Annotated in this window: 12 protein-coding genes and 1 pseudogene; 10 read left to right on the top strand and 3 right to left on the bottom strand. The window is 73.1% G+C overall.

All coding sequences use genetic code 11. The features are described 5' to 3' along the window. Positions 1-347: 347 nt before the first annotated feature. Together purN and purH are read left to right on the top strand one after the other, a co-directional pair. Complete coding sequence (gene purN, locus AB0O91_RS35480; protein WP_363442078.1) at positions 348-1,007, top strand: phosphoribosylglycinamide formyltransferase; 660 nt, start codon at positions 348-350, stop codon at positions 1,005-1,007. Continuing rightward, positions 1,004-2,581: a bifunctional phosphoribosylaminoimidazolecarboxamide formyltransferase/IMP cyclohydrolase gene (gene purH, locus AB0O91_RS35475; RefSeq protein ID WP_363442076.1), complete on the top strand. Its 1,578-nt coding sequence runs from the start codon at positions 1,004-1,006 to the stop codon at positions 2,579-2,581. Before purN ends, purH begins: the two co-directional genes overlap by 4 nt. A 69-nt stretch (positions 2,582-2,650) precedes the next feature. Here purH and AB0O91_RS35470 read toward each other — a convergent pair whose 3' ends face one another. After that, positions 2,651-3,265: a hypothetical protein gene (locus AB0O91_RS35470; RefSeq protein ID WP_363442074.1), complete on the bottom strand. Its 615-nt coding sequence runs from the start codon at positions 3,263-3,265 to the stop codon at positions 2,651-2,653. 476 nt (positions 3,266-3,741) lie between these two features. Between AB0O91_RS35470 and AB0O91_RS35465 the strand changes: the two genes are divergently transcribed. The 6 genes from AB0O91_RS35465 to AB0O91_RS35440 all read left to right on the top strand — a co-directional run bounded on the left by AB0O91_RS35465 (position 3,742) and on the right by AB0O91_RS35440 (position 9,391). Next, the gene (locus AB0O91_RS35465) at positions 3,742-4,596 is read left to right on the top strand and encodes a bifunctional methylenetetrahydrofolate dehydrogenase/methenyltetrahydrofolate cyclohydrolase (protein WP_363442072.1); all 855 of its coding nucleotides are present in this window, start codon (positions 3,742-3,744) and stop codon (positions 4,594-4,596) included. A 19-nt stretch (positions 4,597-4,615) separates the two neighbouring features. Then, positions 4,616-5,041: a DUF3017 domain-containing protein gene (locus AB0O91_RS35460; RefSeq protein ID WP_363442070.1), complete on the top strand. Its 426-nt coding sequence runs from the start codon at positions 4,616-4,618 to the stop codon at positions 5,039-5,041. Between the two features lie 238 nt (positions 5,042-5,279). Next, positions 5,280-6,272, top strand: a complete 993-nt coding sequence (locus AB0O91_RS35455) for a malate dehydrogenase (RefSeq protein ID WP_363442068.1) — start codon at positions 5,280-5,282, stop codon at positions 6,270-6,272. A 171-nt stretch (positions 6,273-6,443) separates the two neighbouring features. Further along, the gene (locus AB0O91_RS35450) at positions 6,444-7,769 is read left to right on the top strand and encodes a hemolysin family protein (protein ID WP_363442066.1); all 1,326 of its coding nucleotides are present in this window, start codon (positions 6,444-6,446) and stop codon (positions 7,767-7,769) included. 30 nt (positions 7,770-7,799) lie between these two features. Further along, entirely contained in the window at positions 7,800-8,840 is a 1,041-nt protein-coding gene (gene trpS, locus AB0O91_RS35445; protein ID WP_363442064.1) for a tryptophan--tRNA ligase, read from the top strand. Positions 8,841-8,902: 62 nt separating this feature from the next. Beyond that, on the top strand, positions 8,903-9,391 hold the full coding sequence (locus AB0O91_RS35440; protein ID WP_363442062.1) for a 2'-5' RNA ligase family protein: 489 nt from the start codon (positions 8,903-8,905) through the stop codon (positions 9,389-9,391). On the opposite strand, the gene AB0O91_RS35435 is transcribed toward AB0O91_RS35440, so the two are convergent. After that, on the bottom strand, positions 9,376-11,898 hold the full coding sequence (locus tag AB0O91_RS35435) for a CDP-glycerol glycerophosphotransferase family protein (protein ID WP_363442060.1): 2,523 nt from the start codon (positions 11,896-11,898) through the stop codon (positions 9,376-9,378). The two genes, AB0O91_RS35440 and AB0O91_RS35435, sit on opposite strands and share 16 nt — an antisense overlap. A 331-nt stretch (positions 11,899-12,229) precedes the next feature. Further along, the gene (locus AB0O91_RS35430) at positions 12,230-15,802 is read right to left on the bottom strand and encodes a CDP-glycerol glycerophosphotransferase family protein (RefSeq protein ID WP_363442058.1); all 3,573 of its coding nucleotides are present in this window, start codon (positions 15,800-15,802) and stop codon (positions 12,230-12,232) included. Positions 15,803-15,937: 135 nt separating this feature from the next. Between AB0O91_RS35430 and AB0O91_RS35425 the strand changes: the two are divergent. Both AB0O91_RS35425 and AB0O91_RS35420 read left to right on the top strand, forming a co-directional pair. Continuing rightward, positions 15,938-16,792 (top strand): annotated as a pseudogene (locus AB0O91_RS35425) (glycosyltransferase); the annotation flags it as partial. Between the two features lie 192 nt (positions 16,793-16,984). Further along, positions 16,985-17,929 (top strand): YihY/virulence factor BrkB family protein (locus AB0O91_RS35420; RefSeq protein ID WP_363442056.1); only part of this gene is annotated, 945 nt, incomplete at its 3' end.

Genomic DNA, 17,929 nt, shown 5'->3' with positions numbered 1-17,929 from the left:
TGCCGGAGGTCGCGCGTCGGGGCACTCTCCTCCGCCCCCAATGATCCCGCAAGCGTTCGAGGGACCGGCGGGGGCCTGCCCGCAGCCGTGCCGCGCGCGGGCAACTCCGGTGCGGCGGGCCCGAGGAGATCCCCGTCTCAACTACGCGCGTAGCGGCACCGGCGGGGTGCGGGGGGCCTCCGACCAGCCGTTATCGTGGTGACGGTCAGCAGCTCAGATCGGTTCCCGGGGGCCCGCGTCGCGGCGGGTTCTCCTGGTGTCCCCCTTCGCTCGACCTGCCGTTCGTAGTGGCCCCACCGCCGGTGGACGTACCAGCGGGCGGCGCCCGACCTACGGAGAATCGCGCAGTGGCCGCCGCCCCCGCCCAGCTCTTCCCGCCCCGTACGCCCGGACCGGCCCGCCTGGTGGTGCTGGTCTCCGGCTCCGGTACCAACCTCCAGGCGCTGATCGACACCGTCGCCGACCCGGCGTACGGCGCCGAGATCGTCGCGGTGGGCGCGGACCGGGACGGGATCGCCGGCCTGGAGCGGGCGGAGCGGGCGGGCCTGCCGAGCTTCGTGCACCGGGTGAAGGACTTCCCGGACCGCGCCGACTGGGACCGCGCGCTGACCGCCTCCGTCGCCGCCCACCGGCCGGACCTGGTGGTCACGGCCGGCTTCATGAAGCTCCTCGGCCCCGCGTTCATCGAGGCCTTCGCCGGGCGGATCGTCAACACCCACCCCGCACTGCTGCCCGCCTTCCCCGGCGCCCACGGCGTCACCGACGCGCTCGCGTACGGCGTGAAGGTCACCGGCTGCACCGTCCACCTGGTCGACGCCGGCGTGGACACCGGGCCGATCATCGCGCAGGGCGTCGTCGAGGTCGTCGACGCCGACCACGCCGATGGCGGCGAAGCGCTGCACGAGCGCATCAAGACTGTCGAGCGCAAGCTGCTCGTCGACGTCGTGGGCCGGCTGGCCCGCGAAGGTCACCGCATCGAGGACCGAAAGGTATGGATCCCGGCATGAGTGCCAGCTCCACCACCCCCCCTGTCTCCGAGAACATCCGTCCGATCCGTCGTGCGCTGATCAGCGTGTACGACAAGACCGGTCTGGAGGAGCTGGCCCAGGGCCTGCACGCCGCCGGGGTCGCCATCGTCTCCACCGGCTCCACCGCCGGCCGGATCGCCGCCGCCGGGGTCCCGGTGACGGAGGTCTCCGAGCTGACCGGCTTCCCGGAGTGCCTGGACGGGCGCGTGAAGACGCTGCACCCGCGGGTGCACGCCGGTGTGCTCGCCGACCTGCGGCTGGAGTCGCACCGCGCCCAGCTGGCCGAGCTCGGCGTCGAGCCCTTCGACCTGGTCGTGGTGAACCTCTACCCGTTCAAGGCCACCGTCGCCTCGGGCGCCACCCCGGACGAGTGCGTCGAGCAGATCGACATCGGCGGCCCGAGCATGGTCCGCGCCGCCGCGAAGAACCACCCGTCGGTGGCCGTGGTGGTCGACCCGGCCCGCTACGACGACGTGCTGACGGCCGTCCGCGGGGGCGGCTTCGACCTGGCCACCCGCAAGCGCCTGGCCGGTGCCGCGTTCGCCCACACCGCCGCCTACGACGTGGCCGTCGCCTCCTGGTTCGAGGCCGGCTACGCCCCGAGCGACGAGCGGTTCCCCGCGTTCCTCGGCGCCACCTGGGAGCGGCAGGACGTGCTGCGCTACGGCGAGAACCCGCACCAGGGCGCCGCGCTGTACAGCGACGGCACCGGCGGTCTGGCCGGCGCCGAGCAGCTGCACGGCAAGGAGATGTCGTACAACAACTACGTCGACACCGACGCCGCCCGCCGCGCCGCGTACGACCACGCCGAGCCGGCCGTCGCGATCATCAAGCACGCCAACCCGTGCGGCATCGCGACCGGCGCCGACGTCGTCGAGGCGCACCGCAAGGCCCACGAGTGCGACCCGGTCTCCGCGTACGGCGGCGTGATCGCGGTCAACCGCCCGGTCACCGTCGAGCTGGCCGAGCAGATCGCCCCGATCTTCACCGAGGTCGTCGTGGCCCCCGGTTACGAGGACGGCGCGGTCGAGGTGCTGGCCCGGAAGAAGAACCTGCGGGTGCTGGTCGCCCCCGGGGCCCCGGCCAACCGCCAGGAGGTCCGCCCGATCTCCGGCGGTGTGCTGCTCCAGGACGCCGACCGGGTGCAGGCCGAGGGCGACGACCCGGCGAACTGGACGCTGGCCACCGGCGAGGCGCTCCCCGCGGCCGAGCTGGCCGAGCTGGCCTTCGCCTGGCGGGCCTGCCGGGCCGTCAAGTCCAACGCGATCCTGCTGGCCAAGGACGGCGCCTCGGTCGGCGTCGGCATGGGCCAGGTCAACCGGGTCGACTCCTGCAAGCTCGCGGTCGAGCGGGCCGGTGAGCGGGCCAAGGGCTCCTACGCCGCCTCGGACGCGTTCTTCCCGTTCCCGGACGGCCCGGAGATCCTGATCGCGGCCGGTGTCCGGGCGATCGTCCAGCCGGGCGGCTCGATCCGTGACGAGCAGGTCGTCGAGGCGGCGCAGAAGGCCGGCGTGACGATGTACTTCACCGGCGCGCGGCACTTCTTCCACTGAGCGCACGAAGCGGCCCGGCCCCTCGGCGGAGGGGGCCGGGCCGCTTCGTCGTGGGTCCGTGCCGTGCGGTCAGTAGCGCGGCCGGTTGAACCAGTTGACGCCGTCCTGGGTGCACATCGCGGTGATCCAGATGACGCATATCGCGACCCAGAGCAGGCCGAAGATGATGCTCACCGTGATGCCCTGGGAGACGCCGCTGGCCAGGTCGAGCAGGCCGAACAGCGCGGCGATCGAGCCGTAGACGATGGTGGTGATCCGGGTGGCGTTGCCGCCCTTGCCGTACTTCGCGCCCAGCGTGATGGACAGCGCGGCGGCCAGCGCGAACACGATGCCGACCACGACCAGGATGCCGGCGGCGGCGTCGCCGATCGAGGAGATGAAGTCGCTGCTGCTCGCCCCGCTCTTGTTGACGGCGTCCTTGGTGGCCGCCGCCCCGATCAGGCAGCCGAGCGCGATCAGCACCTGGGTGCCGCCCACGATGAACAGCAGCACCCGCGCGGTGGTCACCAGGCCCGGCATGGTCTGCGGCACGGCCGGCGGGTAGCCGTAGCCCGGCATCGGCGGCGGGGCCTGCTGCGGGTAGCCGTAGCCCGGCACGGGCGGCGGGGCCTGCTGGGGGTAGCCGTAGCCGGCGGCGGGCGGCTGCTGGCCGTACGGGTTGTTCGGGTCGGGCGGGTAACTCATCGGTGCCTCCGGGCAGTTGCGGGAACGTGGGGACGGGACGGCGGAGGGCCCGGTTGCGGTCGGCGAGTCGGCTCGTCGACGGAACGGGACGTTGTCGGGGTGCGGTGACGGCCCGGCGGCGGTGACGGGCGCGGCCGGCTCAGCGCCGTGACGAGCGGGTGATCGGACACCGGGACGGACACGGCGCGGTGAGGTCGGCGCCGGGCCGGTCGGGCGGCACGGTGTGCTGTGGTCGGATCACTGGCTCTTTCCCCCTGGTACGCCCCACCGCGGTGTCCGTCGGCCCGTCACCGGGCCCGGTCGCGGCAGGAGGTGCGGGCATATCGTCATCTGGACGGCAGCGCCCTGTCCAGCCGGTTCCCGCGCGGGGGCCAAGACTGTGGCGCAACCGCAACGTGGTGCGGACCTTCCGTACCCGTCCGGTCGCGGGGAAGACCCCGGTACGGAGGGCCGCCGGGATCCGGGAGAATGGGGTCATGACTGCCCAGATTCTCGATGGCAAGGCCACCGCCGCCGCGATCAAGTCCGAACTCGCCGCCCGCGTGGCGGTCCTCAAGGCGAAGGGCGTCACGCCCGGCCTCGGCACCGTCCTGGTCGGCGACGACCCGGGCAGCCGCTGGTACGTCAACGGGAAGCACAAGGACTGCGCCGAGGTCGGCATCGCCTCGATCCAGCGCGAGCTCCCCGCGACCGCCACCCAGGAGGACGTCGAGAACGTCGTCCGCGAGCTCAACGCCGACCCGACCTGCACCGGCTACATCGTCCAGCTGCCGCTGCCCAAGGGCCTGGACCAGAACCCGGTCCTGGAGCTGATGGACCCGGACAAGGACGCCGACGGCCTGCACCCGACCTCGCTCGGCCGCCTCGCCCTGGGCATCGAGGGCCCGCTGCCGTGCACCCCGCTGGGCATCGTCGAGCTGCTGCGCCGGCACGACGTCGAGATCGACGGCGCCGAGGTCGTCGTGGTCGGCCGCGGCATCACCGTCGGCCGCTCGATCGGCCTGCTGCTGACCCGCCGCAGCGAGAACGCCACCGTCACCCTGTGCCACACCGGCACCCGGGACCTCGGCGCCCACCTGCGCAAGGCCGACATCATCGTGGCCGCCGCGGGCGTGCCGCACCTGGTCAAGCCGGAGGACGTGAAGCCGGGCGCCGCGGTGCTGGACGTCGGCGTCAGCCGCAGCGAGGGCAAGATCGTCGGCGACGTCCACCCGGGTGTGGCCGAGGTGGCCGGCTGGATCTCCCCGAACCCCGGCGGCGTCGGCCCGATGACCCGCGCGATGCTGCTCAACAACATCGTCGAGGCGGCCGAGCGCCGCGCCGGCGTCTGACCCCCGAGGGACGGCGAGCATGACTGACCCGCGACCGGCGCGGTCCCGGCAAAGGCCGGTCAAGACCACCGGCACCCTGCCGCCCGAGGGGGCGGCCCCGGCCCTCGGGCGAGACCACGCCCTGCCGGTCCGGCAGTGGCCGATAACGCTGGTCCTGTCGGTGGTCGGCGCCGGCCTCGCGGTCACCTGGTTCGCCGACTTCAAGGACGGCTTCAAGTACGGCCTGCTGATCCTCGGCGCCGGGGTGCTGCTCGGCGCGGTGCTGCGGCTGGTGCTGCCCGAGGTCGGGATGCTGGCGGTGCGCAGCCGGTTCACCGACGTGATCGTGCTGGCGTTCCTGGGGGCCTCGATCGTGCTGCTGACCCTGGTCGCGCAGCCGCACCCGTGGCTGGAGTTCCCGTTGCTGGACAACATCGGCCAGCTGATCGGCCGGCCCAAGCACTGAGCCTGCCCGAGCGCTGGAGTCGGCCCGAGCACTGAGCCGGCGCACCCGTTCGACCGCGGCCCCGTCCGGATTCCCGGGCGGGGCCGCGGTGCGCCTGTGACGCATCAGCCATGCCCGCACACGCGGCGTACGCTTCCCTTTGCGATAACCTGACGCCGGTCTCTCGACGTCGAGAGATCATCCTGGCTCCAGTGCCGGTGTGCCTGGGGCGCCTGGCGATTTGCTGGAGAAGGTAGAAATGACCCGCACCCCCGTCAACGTCACCATCACCGGAGCGGCCGGCCAGATCGGCTACGCGCTGCTCTTCCGCATCGCCTCGGGCCACCTGCTCGGTGCCGACGTCCCGGTGAACCTGCGCCTCCTGGAGATCCCGCAGGGCCTCAAGGCCGCCGAGGGCACCGCGATGGAGCTCGTCGACTGCGCCTTCCCGCTGCTGCGGGACATCACCATCACCGATGACCCGAACAAGGCCTTCGACGGCGCCAACGTCGGCCTGCTGGTCGGCGCCCGTCCGCGCACCGCGGGCATGGAGCGCGGCGACCTGCTGCAGGCCAACGGCGGCATCTTCGGCCCGCAGGGCAAGGCCATCAACGACAACGCCGCGGACGACGTCAAGATCCTGGTCGTCGGCAACCCGGCCAACACCAACGCCCTGATCGCCCAGCGCAACGCCCCGGACGTCCCGGCCGAGCGCTTCACCGCGATGACCCGCCTGGACCACAACCGCGCCGTCGGCCAGCTGTCCGCCAAGACCGGCGCCCTGGTCTCGGACATCAAGCGCGTCACCATCTGGGGCAACCACTCCGCGACCCAGTACCCGGACATCTTCCAGGCCGAGGTCGCCGGCAAGCCGGCCTTCGAGGCCGTCGGCAGCGACCAGGCCTGGCTGGAGAACGACTTCATCCCGACCGTCGCCAAGCGCGGCGCGGCCATCATCGACGCCCGCGGCGCCTCCTCGGCCGCCTCGGCCGCCAACGCCGCCATCGACCACGTCTTCACCTGGGTCAACGGCACCGCCGAGGGCGACTGGACCTCCATGGGTGTCGTCTCCGACGGCTCCTACGGCGTCCCGGCCGGCCTGATCTCCTCCTTCCCGGTCACCACCAAGGACGGCAAGTTCGAGATCGTCCAGGGCCTGGAGATCTCCGACTTCTCCCGCGGCCGCATCGACGCCTCGGTCAAGGAGCTGACCGAGGAGCGCGACGCGGTGCAGGAGCTGGGCCTCATCTGAGCCCCGCCGCACGGCCTTCCGACGGCCCGTCCCCTCCCTCCCCGGGAGGCGGCGGGCCGCCGCCGTTCCCGGTCCGTACGCCTCCGGCCCGGCGCGGGCCCGGCCCCCGGGGGCGTCCGCCGCCGTCCGGGTCCGGTCCGCCGTGACGTCCGGCGCCTACACTGACCCGCTGTGAACGAAACCCTCGGGGACGCCGCGCTCGTCCTCGTCTTCATCCTGCTGGGCGGGCTGTTCAACGTCGCCGAGATCTCGCTGATCTCGCTGCGCGAGGGCCAGATCCGGACGCTGGAGGCGCGCGGCACCCGGCGCTCGGCCCGGGCGGCGCACCTGGCCGCCGACCCCAACCGCTTCCTGGCCGCCGTCCAGGTCGGCGTGACCTGCATGGGCTTCCTGTCCGCCGCGTTCGGCGCGGACACCCTGGCCGGCAAGGTCGCCCCGCTGTTCGTCGAGGCCGGGCTCTCCCAGGGGGTGGCGGACGCCGGCGCCCTGGTCGGCCTGACCCTGGTGATCAGCTACGTCTCGCTGGTGCTCGGCGAGCTCACCCCCAAGCGGATCGGCCTCCAGCGCGCCGAGTCCATCGCGGTGGTCGCCGCCCCCGTGGTGGACGTGATGTCGGTCGCGCTGCGCCCGGTGATCTGGCTGCTCGGCCACTCGACCAATCTGATGGTCCGGCTGTTCGGCGGCGATCCGGCCGCCGGGCGCGGCTCGATGAGCTCCGAGGAGCTGCGCGGCCTGGTCGCCTCCAACACCGAACTGGGAAGCGACGAACGGGCGTTGATCGCGGACGTGTTCGCCGCCGGGGAGCGCCAGCTGCGCGAGGTGATGGTCCCGCGCACCGAGGTGACCTTCCTGGACGCCGAGCGCCCGCTGGCCGCGGTCCGGCACCAGGCCGAGACCTCGCCGCACTCCCGCTACCCGGTGGTCGAGGGCAGCGCGGACGCCGTGGTCGGCTTCGTCCACGTCCGGGACCTCTACGGCGCCCGCGGCGAGCAGGCCGCCAAGGTCCGCGACCTGGCCCGCCCGGTCAAGCTGCTGCCCGGCACCAAGCGGGTGCTGGAGGCGATGGGCGAGATGCGGCGGGAGGGCCACCACCTGGCCATCGTGGTGGACGAGTACGGCGGCACCGCCGGCATCGTCACCCTGGAGGACCTGGTCGAGGAGGTGGTCGGCGAGATCCGGGACGAGTACGACCGCCCGGAGTCCGCCCCGACCCGCCGACTGGCCGGCGGCGGGGTGGAGCTGGACGGCCTGCTCAACCTCGGCGACTTCGAGGAGGAGACCGGCGTCGCCCTGCCCGAGGGCCCGTACGAGACGGTGGCCGGCTGTCTGGTCGCCGCGCTCGGCCGGCTGCCCCGGGACGGCGACCAGGCCAGGGTCCCGGTCGAGGGCGGCGCGGAGGTGCTGCTGACGGTGGCCAAGGTGGAGGGCCGGCGGATCGCCCGGGTGAGGGTGAGTGCGGTCACACCGGAGGAGCCCGCTGGGGCGGAGGTTTCCTGAGCGACCGGGGGAACTGGAAGAATGGCCCGCATGGTCAACGCAGCGGTCACCGGTCCGGTCAAGGACCGCCCCCGGGTTCTCTCCGGGATCCAGCCCACCTCCGGCTCGTTCCACCTCGGCAACTACCTGGGCGCGGTGCGCCAGTGGGTGGACCTGCAGAAGGAGAACGACGCCTTCTACATGGTCGTCGACCTGCACGCGATCACCGTGCCGCAGGACCCGGTGACCCTGCGCCAGAACACCCGGGTCTCCGCCGCCCAGCTGCTCGGGGCCGGCCTGGACCCGGAGCACTGCACCCTGTTCGTCCAGTCGCACGTGCCCGAGCACGCGCAGCTGGCCTGGGTGATGAACTGCCTCACCGGCTTCGGCGAGGCCTCCCGGATGACCCAGTTCAAGGACAAGTCCTCCCGGTACGGTGCCGACAGCACCACCGTCGGCCTGTTCACCTACCCGATCCTGCAGATCGCGGACATCCTGCTCTACCAGGCGGACGCCGTCCCGGTCGGCGAGGACCAGCGCCAGCACGTCGAGATCACCCGGGACATCGCCGAGCGCTTCAACTCGCGCTACGCGCCGACCTTCACGATCCCCAAGCCGTACATCCTCAAGGAGACGGCGAAGATCATGGACCTCCAGGATCCGGGCATCAAGATGAGCAAGTCGGCCTCCTCGCCCAAGGGCCTGGTCAGCCTGCTGGACGAGTCGAAGGTCAGCGCCAAGAAGTTCAAGAGCGCCGTCACCGACACCGGCACCGTGGTCTCCTACGACGAGGAGCAGAAGCCGGGCGTCTCCAACCTGCTGCGGATCCACTCCGCGCTCAGCGGTCAGTCGGTCGAGCAGCTGGTCGAGCACTTCGAGGGCAAGATGTACGGCGCCCTGAAGACCGAGCTGGCCGAGCTGTTCACCGAGTGGGTGACCCCCTTCCAGGAGCGCACCAGCAGCTTCCTGGACGACCCGGCCGAGCTGGACCGGGTGCTGGCGATCGGTGCCGAGAAGGCCCGCGCGGTCGCCTCCGAGACGCTGGCGACGGTGTACGACCGGATCGGCTTCCTCCCGGCCGCCAAGCGGTGACTCCGCTCACGCGCCTGCCCGATGGTGAGGACCTCCCGGAGGTCCTCACCATCGGCGTGTCCGTGAGCGTCCCGGACCCGTACGGCGCGCGGATCCAGGACGCCCGGGCCGGCCACGGCGACCCGCAGGCCCGTTCGATACCGACGCACGTGACCCTGCTGCCGCCGACCGAGGTGCCCGCCGAGGTGCTGCCGAAGATCGAGGAGCACCTGGCGGCGGTGGCCGCCGCGCACCGGCCGTTCCGGATGGTGCTGCGCGGCGGCGGCAGCTTCCGCCCGGTCTCCCCGGTGGTGTTCGTCCGGGTCGAGGAGGGCGCGCAGGAGTGCCGGCTGCTGGAGGCGGACGTCCGCTCCGGCCCGCTGGCCCGCGAACTGGCCTTCCCGTACCACCCGCACGTCACGGTCGCCCACGGCCTGCCGGAGGACGTGCTGGACCAGGCGTACGAGCAGGCGCGCGGGTTCCGGGCGGCCTTCCCGGTGCCGGGCTTCTCGCTCTCCCGGTTCGACGCGGACGAGGTCTGGCGGCCCTGGCGGGACTACCGCTTCTCCTGAGCCCGGGCGCGGCCGAGTTCGAGCATCCGGTCGACCACCCGGCGGGCCGCGCCGCCGTCGTCCAGCGCGCAGTGCCCGGCCCGGAAGCGCCGTCGGCGCTCGGCGTACCCGGGCGGCGACGGGGTGCCGCTGTCGGCGAGTTCGCGCAGCGCGGCCAGCAGCCCGGCGGAGTCCGGCACCAGCGGGCCGGGGGCGTCCCGCTCGAAGTCGAAGTAGAAGCCGCGCAGGGTGTCGCGGTAGTGCTCCAGGTCGTAGGTGAAGAAGTACATCGGGCGGCCGGTGATCGCGAAGTCGAACATGATCGAGGAGTAGTCGGTCACCAGTACGTCCGCGATCAGCAGCAGTTCCTGCGGGTCGGGGTAGTCCCCGCAGTCGAACAGGAAGCCGTCGCGGGCGCCCGGCAGCGGCTCGCGCACATGGGCGTGCGGGCGGACCAGCAGCACGTGGTCGGGGCCGAGCAGCCGGCGGGCGTGGTCGAGGTCCAGCCGCAGGTCGAGCCGGAAGCCCTCGCCGTCGCCGCGCTGCTGGTCCTCCCGCCAGGTCGGCGCGTACAGCACGACCCGGCGGCCGGCGGGGACGCCGAGCCGGCGGCGGACGGCCGCGGCCAGCCGCGGGTCGGGCCGGGCCAGTGTGTCGCCGCGCGGGTAGCCGGACTCCAGCACCTCGCCGTCGTAGCGGAAGGCGCGCCGCAGGATCGGGGTGGCGAACGGGCTGGGGGAGAGCAGCAGGCTCCACTGCGGGGTCTCCCGGTCGAGCGCCGTCAGGTAGCCGCGGTCGGCCAGCCAGCGGTTGTCGACGTCGTGGGCGATCCGCTTCAGCGGTGCGCCGTGCCAGGTCTGCACGACGACCTGGCCGGGGCGGCGCTCCAGGAAGTCCGGGAAGTGGGTGTTGCCGACCAGGTACCGGCAGGTGGCCAGCGCGCGGTACCACTCCGGGCTCCAGACCCGCACCGGGCGGACCCCGGCCGGCAGCGCGGCCTGGGCGTCGTCGACCACCCAGAGGTGCTCCAACGGGGCTTCGCGGCGGGCGAGTTCGGCGTGCACCGCGCGCGGTGAGTCGGCGTAGCCGCGACCGCCGAACACGTCGTACAGCACCGCCTCGCGCAGCGGTTCGCGGCGGGCGGCCGGGTAGCGCTCGGTGCGCAGCCGGGCCTGGGCCCAGGCGCTGCGCTCGGTGGCGTCGAGCACCGGGGTGGAGTCCACCAGCAGGGTGTCGTGCCAGCGGCGTTCCAGCAGCACCCGCTTGCCGCCGGTCCTGGTGGCGGCGGGCAGCGCGGGGAGCACGGCGGGGGCGGCGAGCAGCGGCCGGGCCGGGCCGGTGCCGCCCGCCGACTCCAGGGCGGCCGCCCAGACGCCCTTGCGCAGCGGCAGCGGGGCGCCGTCCGAGCCGGTCCGGACGGCGGGCACCCGGGCCCGGAAGCGACCGCCGGGACCGGCCTCGACGGGGGTGCGGACCTCCTCGGCGGTGCCGCTGTGCCGCAGGACCAGCTCCAGCCGGTCGGCGGCCGGATCGGGGCAGTGGCCGGACAGTTCGAAGCCGTCGGCCCGGAGGAGGATCCGGTCGACCAGCCCGGCCGCGGGCTGGACGCAGAACTGCAGCCGTCCGTCGGCGAGGTGCTTGAGGTAGAGCACCCGGCCCGGGGCGTCCGGCAGCGGGTGCTGGCGGGCCACCGGGCCGTCCCGCTCGTCCAGGCAGAGCGGTTCGGCGGTGCCGCCGGGGCGCAGCAACTCGGCGTCCCAGTGCTCCAGTTCGCCGCGGCCGCGGCCCGCGGCGGTGAACGGTCGGTACGGCAGGTCGACGGCGAAGGTGTTGCCGCCGCGGGTGAGCGGCCGCTCGACCACCGCGTCGCTCTGCCGGTGCCGCAGCCGCAGGACGGTCCCGGCCGGGCAGTGGTCGGCGACGCCGCCCAGCCGGATGCCGTCGGGGGTGGGCTGGGCGCGGTCGAGCCGGACGCCGGGGCGTTCCAGCCGCAGCCGCAGCCGGCCGTCCGCGAAGTACGGCTGGAGCCGCACGTCCCGGTCCACCCAGTGGGCCGGCGGGTACTCGCCGGAGCCGCACCAGTGCGGGGCGAGGGTGCCGTACCGGCGGCGCAGCCGGGTGGCGCGGGGGCGGGTGAAGAGGGTGGCCTCGATCTGCCAGTCGCCGAGCAGCCACCGGCCGCCGCGGCGCAGCCGGGCGGGCCTGATCAGCGCGCTGAAGCCGGACCAGTCGTGGTTGAACTCGGGCTGGGCGCTGTCGTCGGTGACCTCGGGCGTGCGGCGGGGGCGGGAGCGCAGGTGCAGCGGCGGCCGGGCGGGCTCCTGGTGACGCAGGGTCAGCCAGGTCCAGGCCGAGCCGGGGCGGCCGGTGTCCTGGTCCAGCGGGCGGGCGAAGCCGGTGAGTTCCAGGCCGCGGCGCTGCCAGCGGGCGCTCAGCAGCCCGAACCGCACGTCCTCGTCGACGGCGGGACGGTCGGTGGCCGCGCGGGGGGCGGCGTGCGGCAGGACGAACCGGGTCAGCGCGGGCAAGGCGGGGCCCTTTCGGTGACGGGATCCCGGCCGCGGCGGTGGACGCGGTGGACGGGGGCGGACGCCGTAACCGATAACGACGGGCGCGGCGCCGTCCGGCCGTCCGACACCCGAATGACAGCAGAGGTCACCTGTGCTGTTCGTGGGAAATTCCTCAGGAATTCGTTAGTCGATCGAGGGTTCGACCGCCGCGGCCCGCGCGCCCGCCCGGAAACGCCGCGCCGCCTCCCGGAAACGCCGCGCCGCCTCCCGGACGACGCCGCGCGCCCGCCCGGAAAACGCCGGGGCGCCCGACGCGGATCGCGTCGGGCGCCCCGGTACGGGCCGGCGCCTACTCCTTGCGGAGCATCGCGTCGACCACCCGGGCGGCGGCCTTGCCGTCGTCCAGGTCGCAGTACGCCTCGCGGAACGCCGCCGCCCTGTCCGCGTGTTCGGCCGCCAGCTCGTCCACCCGGCCGAGCGCGTCGACCAGTTCCTCGGAGGTGGCCAGCAGCGGGCCCGGGGCCTCGGCCTCGAAGTTCAGGCTGAAGCCGCGCAGGTTGTCGCGGTAGTGCTCCAGGTCGTGGGTGAAGAACAGCATCGGCTTGCCGGTGCCGGCGAAGTCGAAGACGCTCGACGAGTAGTCGGTGACCAGCACGTCCGCGATCAGCAGCAGCTCCGCCATGTCGGGGTAGCTGCCGACGTCCCAGATGTAGCCGTTGCCGGCGCCCGGGATCTGGCCGCACATCAGGGTGTGCCGGCGCACCAGCAGCACCTGGTCGTCGCCGAGCGCCTCCTTGGCCGCCGCGAGGTCGATCCGCAGGTCGATCTGGTAGCCGCCGTTGGGCCGGCGCCGGTCCTCGCGCCAGGTCGGGGCGTAGAGCACGACCTTCTTGCCCTCGGGCAGGCCGAGCCGCTCGCGGACCTGCTCGGCGGTCTTCTCCCGGTCGGCCGCGAACAGCAGGTCGTTGCGGGGCGAACCGCTCTCCAGGATCTCGCCCTGGAAGTCGAAGGCGCGCCGCAGCACCGGGGCCGACCAGCTGTTGCCCGCCACCAGCAGGCTCCAGTTCGGGACCTCGCGGGCCAGGCTCTTGAGGTACCGGGAGTCGGTGAACCAGACCTTCTCGAAGTCGAAGCCGATCTGCTTCAGCGGGCTGCCCTGCCAGGTCTGCACGACCACCTGGCCGGGGCGGCGGACGAAGAAGTCGGGCAGGTGGGTGCTGGTGACGATGTACTTGGCGGTCGCCAGCGCCTCGAACCACTCCGGGCTCCAGAGCCGGAGCGACTGCGCGGTGCGCGGCAGTTCGGCCTGGAGGTCGTCGCTGCCCCAGAGGTGCTCCAGCGGCAGGCCGCGGCGGACCAGCTCCTCGTGGATCGCCTTCGGGGAGCCGGCGTACACGCTGCCCTGCCCGGCGTTGTACAGCACCGTGTCGCGCACCGGCAGCCGGCGGGCGGCCGGGTAGTGGTCGGTGCGCAGCAGGCGCTGGCGGTAACCGGCCCGCTCCTCGGGGAGCAGCGCCGAGTGCGACTCCAGCGACAGCCCGTCGTGGTGGCGGCGCTCCAGCACGATCCGCTTGCCGCGGGACTCCACCTCCAGCGGGAGGGCGCCGAAGCAGTCCGGGGTGACCAGCACCGAGGAGTCCGGCAGGGCCCCGGCCGGGGTGCCGACCGGTCGGAAGGAGACGTTCCAGGTGCCGGCGACCAGCGGAACGGCGCCCGCGAAGGAGGCGGTGGGCACGGTGGGCAGGGCTGCGCGGAAGCGGCCGTCCGAGATCTCCACCGGGTAGACGTGCTCCTCCTCGCGCCAGTTGTGCCGGACCACCAGCTCCCAGCGGTGCGTGCCCGGCAGCGGGAAGGTGCCGGCGAGCAGGAAGCCGTCGGCGCCGCGCGCGGACACCTCGTCCACCAGCGGCTGCAGCAGCTGGTCGCAGAACTGCAGGTGACCGCCGGTGGAGGGCTTGGAGTAGAGCGCCCGGCGCGGTTCGTCCGCGGCCTGCGGGTCGAGCGGCAGGTGCAGTTGCTCGGGGGCGTTGCGGTCGTCCCAGACCAGCTTGACGACGCTGCCGTCGGCCAGCACCAGCGCGCTGTTCCAGCGGTCGCGGCTGCGGTCGGCGGCCACCGGGTCCAGCTCGGCCCAGGCCTCGCGGACGGCGGTCAGCTCGGCCACCGGGAAGGACGCCGTGAACGGCTGCAGCGTGCCGACCGGCGCGCCCAGCTCGACCGGGTAGGTCAGCTCGCGGTCCGACTCGATGTGGGTCAGCCGCAGCTTCGCCCCGGCGAAGCTCACCCCGGAACGGGCCGCACCGGAGACCTCCACCCGGCCGCCGTGCGCGGCCAGGCCGGTCACCCTGGCCTTGACCAGCTCCACGTGCAGGTACAGGAACCTGTCCCGGATCCAGGGCACGATCCGGACGTCCGGCTCGACCCAGTGCGCCGGGACGTACTCGGCGGTGTCGCTCCAGCCCGCCGAGATCCGGCCCTTGTAGATCCCGCCCTTGCCCGCGCCGGCCACCAGGACGCGCCAGTGGCCGTCCTTCCACTGGCCGCGGTGCTTGAGCTTCTTCGGGTCCAGGGCGACGTTGAAGCCGGACCAGTCGCAGTTGTACAGGTCGTGGTTGCAGCTCGCGGTGGCCTCGGGGCTGTACTGGGTCTTCATCGGCACCGCGATCACCCGGCGGCCCTTGGCCTCGCGCAGCACCAGGGTGCGGACCATGTCGTGCTTGTTGCCCGCACCGAGCTGCTCCGGGTACGCGTGCCCGGTCAGCTCCAGCTTCCCGCCCACCCAGGCGCTCTCGTACAGCCGGCTGCGCATGACCAGCGAGTTGTCCAGCTTGAGCACGCCGGACGGCACGCTCTTGCGCCCGCCGCGCAGGAACGGGTAGTCCGCGTACGGCCGCAGCAGGCCGCGGGCCTGCACGCCGCCGCCGCTCTCGCCCTCGTACTTGATCTGCTCGACCAGCTCGTCGACCCGGTTCTGCAGGGTCAGGTGGTACTTCAGCCGCAGCGGCGCGCGCAGCTTGCGGACCTGCTCCTGGCCGATCGACCGGAGCAGTCGGCTGACGCTCTGGACGTAGGCGTCCCGGTACTCCTTGTCGCCGTCCACGACGGACCAGAAGAACATCGGGATCTCCTCGACGAGGGTGTTCTCGTCGTAGGAGCGCAGGTACTCGGCGAAGCGCGGCTCGGTCTGCTTCTTCAGCCAGCCGCGGACCAGCTCGACCGAGGTGACCCGGTCGACCAGGCCCTTCGGGTTGGTGCGCATCTGGGTGATCGACATCTCGCCGACCTCGCGCTCGCGCCAGTGGTAGATCGGCTCGGAGAGCACGTCCACGCTCTTGGCGAGGTAGTGGTGCGGCACGCTGACCGGCGCGTCCTCGTACAGGATGCCCTCGGGGTAGAGCAGGTCGGCGGCGTCGAAGAAGGACCGGCGGTACACCTTGTTCCACGCGGTGCGGTCGGTGACCAGCGCCGGGAGCTCGGTGATGTGGGTCTTGAGGCGGGTCTCCTTGAACGGCTTCACGTGCCCGCCGGACTGGTAGTAGCCCACCGCGCGGAACCGCAGCACGTTGCCGGTGCAGAAGTCCGAACCGGTCTCGTCCAGCGTGTTGATCATCAGCTCGTACGCGCTCGGCGGCATCGAGTCGTCGCTGTCCACGAAGCACAGGAACTCGGAGTCCGGGTCGATGTGCCGGATGCCGGTGTTGCGGGCGGCGCCGAGGCCCTTGTTCACCTGGCGGACCAGCCGGAACCGCCCGTCCTTGGCCGCGTACGCCTCGGCGAGCGCCGCGCTGCCGTCCTTCGAACCGTCGTCGACCATGACGCACTCGAAGTCCGTGAAGGTCTGGGCGGCGATGGAGTCCAGGCATTCGACGAGATAGCGCTCGACGTTGTAGATCGGAACGACGATGGAGAGGCGGGGAGCCATCGGCTACGCAGGCCTTTCTCGGGAGGAGCGTGGCAGCCCGCAGGGGGTCTGACCGCACTTGGATCGGTGCGTACGTGCGCCCCCGATCCTACCTTCCGGGGCTTCGTCCCCCGGGGGCCCACTACGCTGGGGCCCGTGCCCCGCTTCAGCGTCATCGTTCCCGTGTACCAGGTCCAGGACTACCTCGCCGAGTGCCTCGAATCGGTCCTCGCCCAGGACGGACCGGACTTCGAACTGATCGCGGTGGACGACCGCTCGCCGGACGGCTGCGGCGCCCTGCTGGACGCGGCGGCCGCCGCCGACCCCCGGATCCGGGTGCTCCACCTGCCCGAGAACGTCGGCCTCGGCCGGGCCCGCAACGCCGGCCTGGAGGTCGCCACCGGTGAGTACGTGGTCTTCCTGGACAGCGACGACACCCTCACCCCCGGCCTGCTCGAGGCCGTCGACGACCGCCTCGCCGCCACCGGCGACCCGGACGTCCTGGTCTACGACTACGCCCGCACCTACGCCGACGGCCGGATCACCCGGGCCGCCGCCGGCCACGTCTTCGGCGCCGCCTCCCCGGACGTCTTCGCCCTCGCCGACCGCCCCGACCTGCTCGACCTGCTCCAGGTCGTCTGGAACAAGGCCTACCGCCGCGGGTTCATCACCGAGCAGCGGCTGGAGTTCCCGGCCGGCTACTACGAGGACACCCCCTGGACGTACCCGGCGCTGCTCGCCGCCGCCGGCATCACCCTGCTCGACCGGGTCGGCGTGCACTACCGCCAGCGCCAGGAGGGCGGCAACATCCTGGCCACCGCCAGCCGCAAGCACTTCGACGTGTTCGCCCAGTACGACCTGGTCTTCGCCTTCCTCGACCGCCGCCCCGACCTCGACCCGTGGCGCCCGGTGGTCTACGGCAAGATGCTCAACCACCTCAACACCGTGGTCGCCAAGCCCGGCCGCGTCCCGGCCGGCGACCGCCGCGAGTACTTCCGCCGCGCCGCCGCCCACTGCGCCCGGCTGCGCCCGGCCGGCTACCGCCCGCCGCCCGGGGTGGACGGCGTGCGCACCGAACTGCTCGGCCACGGCCGCTACGCCGCGTACCAGGCCGTCCGCGCGCTGGCGAGGGCCCGCCGACTCGCCAACCTCCGCCGCGCCGCCTGACGGCCGTTCGGGGGACGGACCGGTATAACCGGTCGGGTGGACTTCCTGACCCGCCTTCCGGTCCTCGGCCCGCTCGTGGCCCGGGTGCTGCGCAGCCGCCCGTACCTGGTGTACGAGTACCTCTCCGCCGCCCGCGGCAACCGGCTGGCCGGCGCCGTCACGTTCTTCGGCTTCCTGGCCCTGTTCCCGCTGCTGACGGTGGGACTGGCGATCGCCGCCGCGACGCTGAGCAGCAGTCAGGTGGACGACCTCCAGCACCACATCTCGGACCAGCTGCCGGGCCTGTCGGACGCGCTCAACCTGCCGTCCCTGGTGGCCAACGCGGGCACCGTCGGGCTGGTCAGCGGCGCCCTGCTGCTGGTCTCCGGCCTCGGCTGGGTGGACACCATGCGCACCTCGATCCGGGACCTCTGGCAGCTGCCCGTGGAGGACGGCAACCCGGTGCTGCGCAAGGCCTGGGACATCGCGGTGCTGGCCGGGCTCGGCCTGGTGTCGCTCTTCTCGGTGGGCGCCTCCGCCGCCGGCACCACGCTCGCCGGGCGGATCGCCGACGCGATCGGCCTGGGCAGCGGCTACCTGCTGACCGGGGTCGGGGTGCTGATCGCCATAGCGTGCGACATGCTGCTCTTCGCCTACCTGCTGGCGCCCTTCCCCGGGATCACCGACCAGCGCCGCGGCGACCTCGTGCGCGGTGCGCTGATCGGTTCGGTCGGCTTCGAGGTGCTCAAGCTGGCGCTCGCCTCCTACCTCGGCTCGGTCGCCGGGCGGAGCCTGTACGGCGCCTTCGCGACCCCGGTGGCGCTGCTGCTGTGGATCAACTTCGTCAGCCGGCTGCTGATGTACTGCGTGGCCTGGACGGCGACGGCCGACCCGGAGGCCGCCCGGGAGCGGACCAGGGCGCACGGCCGGGCACTGATCGAGCAGGTAGTCGGGCAGGATGCCCTTCTCCAGGTTCTTGGCGTGCCACATCGGGTTCGACCC

The sequence above is a fragment of the Kitasatospora sp. NPDC089797 genome, assembly GCF_040684795.1.
GTDB lineage: Bacteria > Actinomycetota > Actinomycetes > Streptomycetales > Streptomycetaceae > Kitasatospora.
This window is presented reverse-complemented; position numbering and strand designations above follow the sequence as displayed.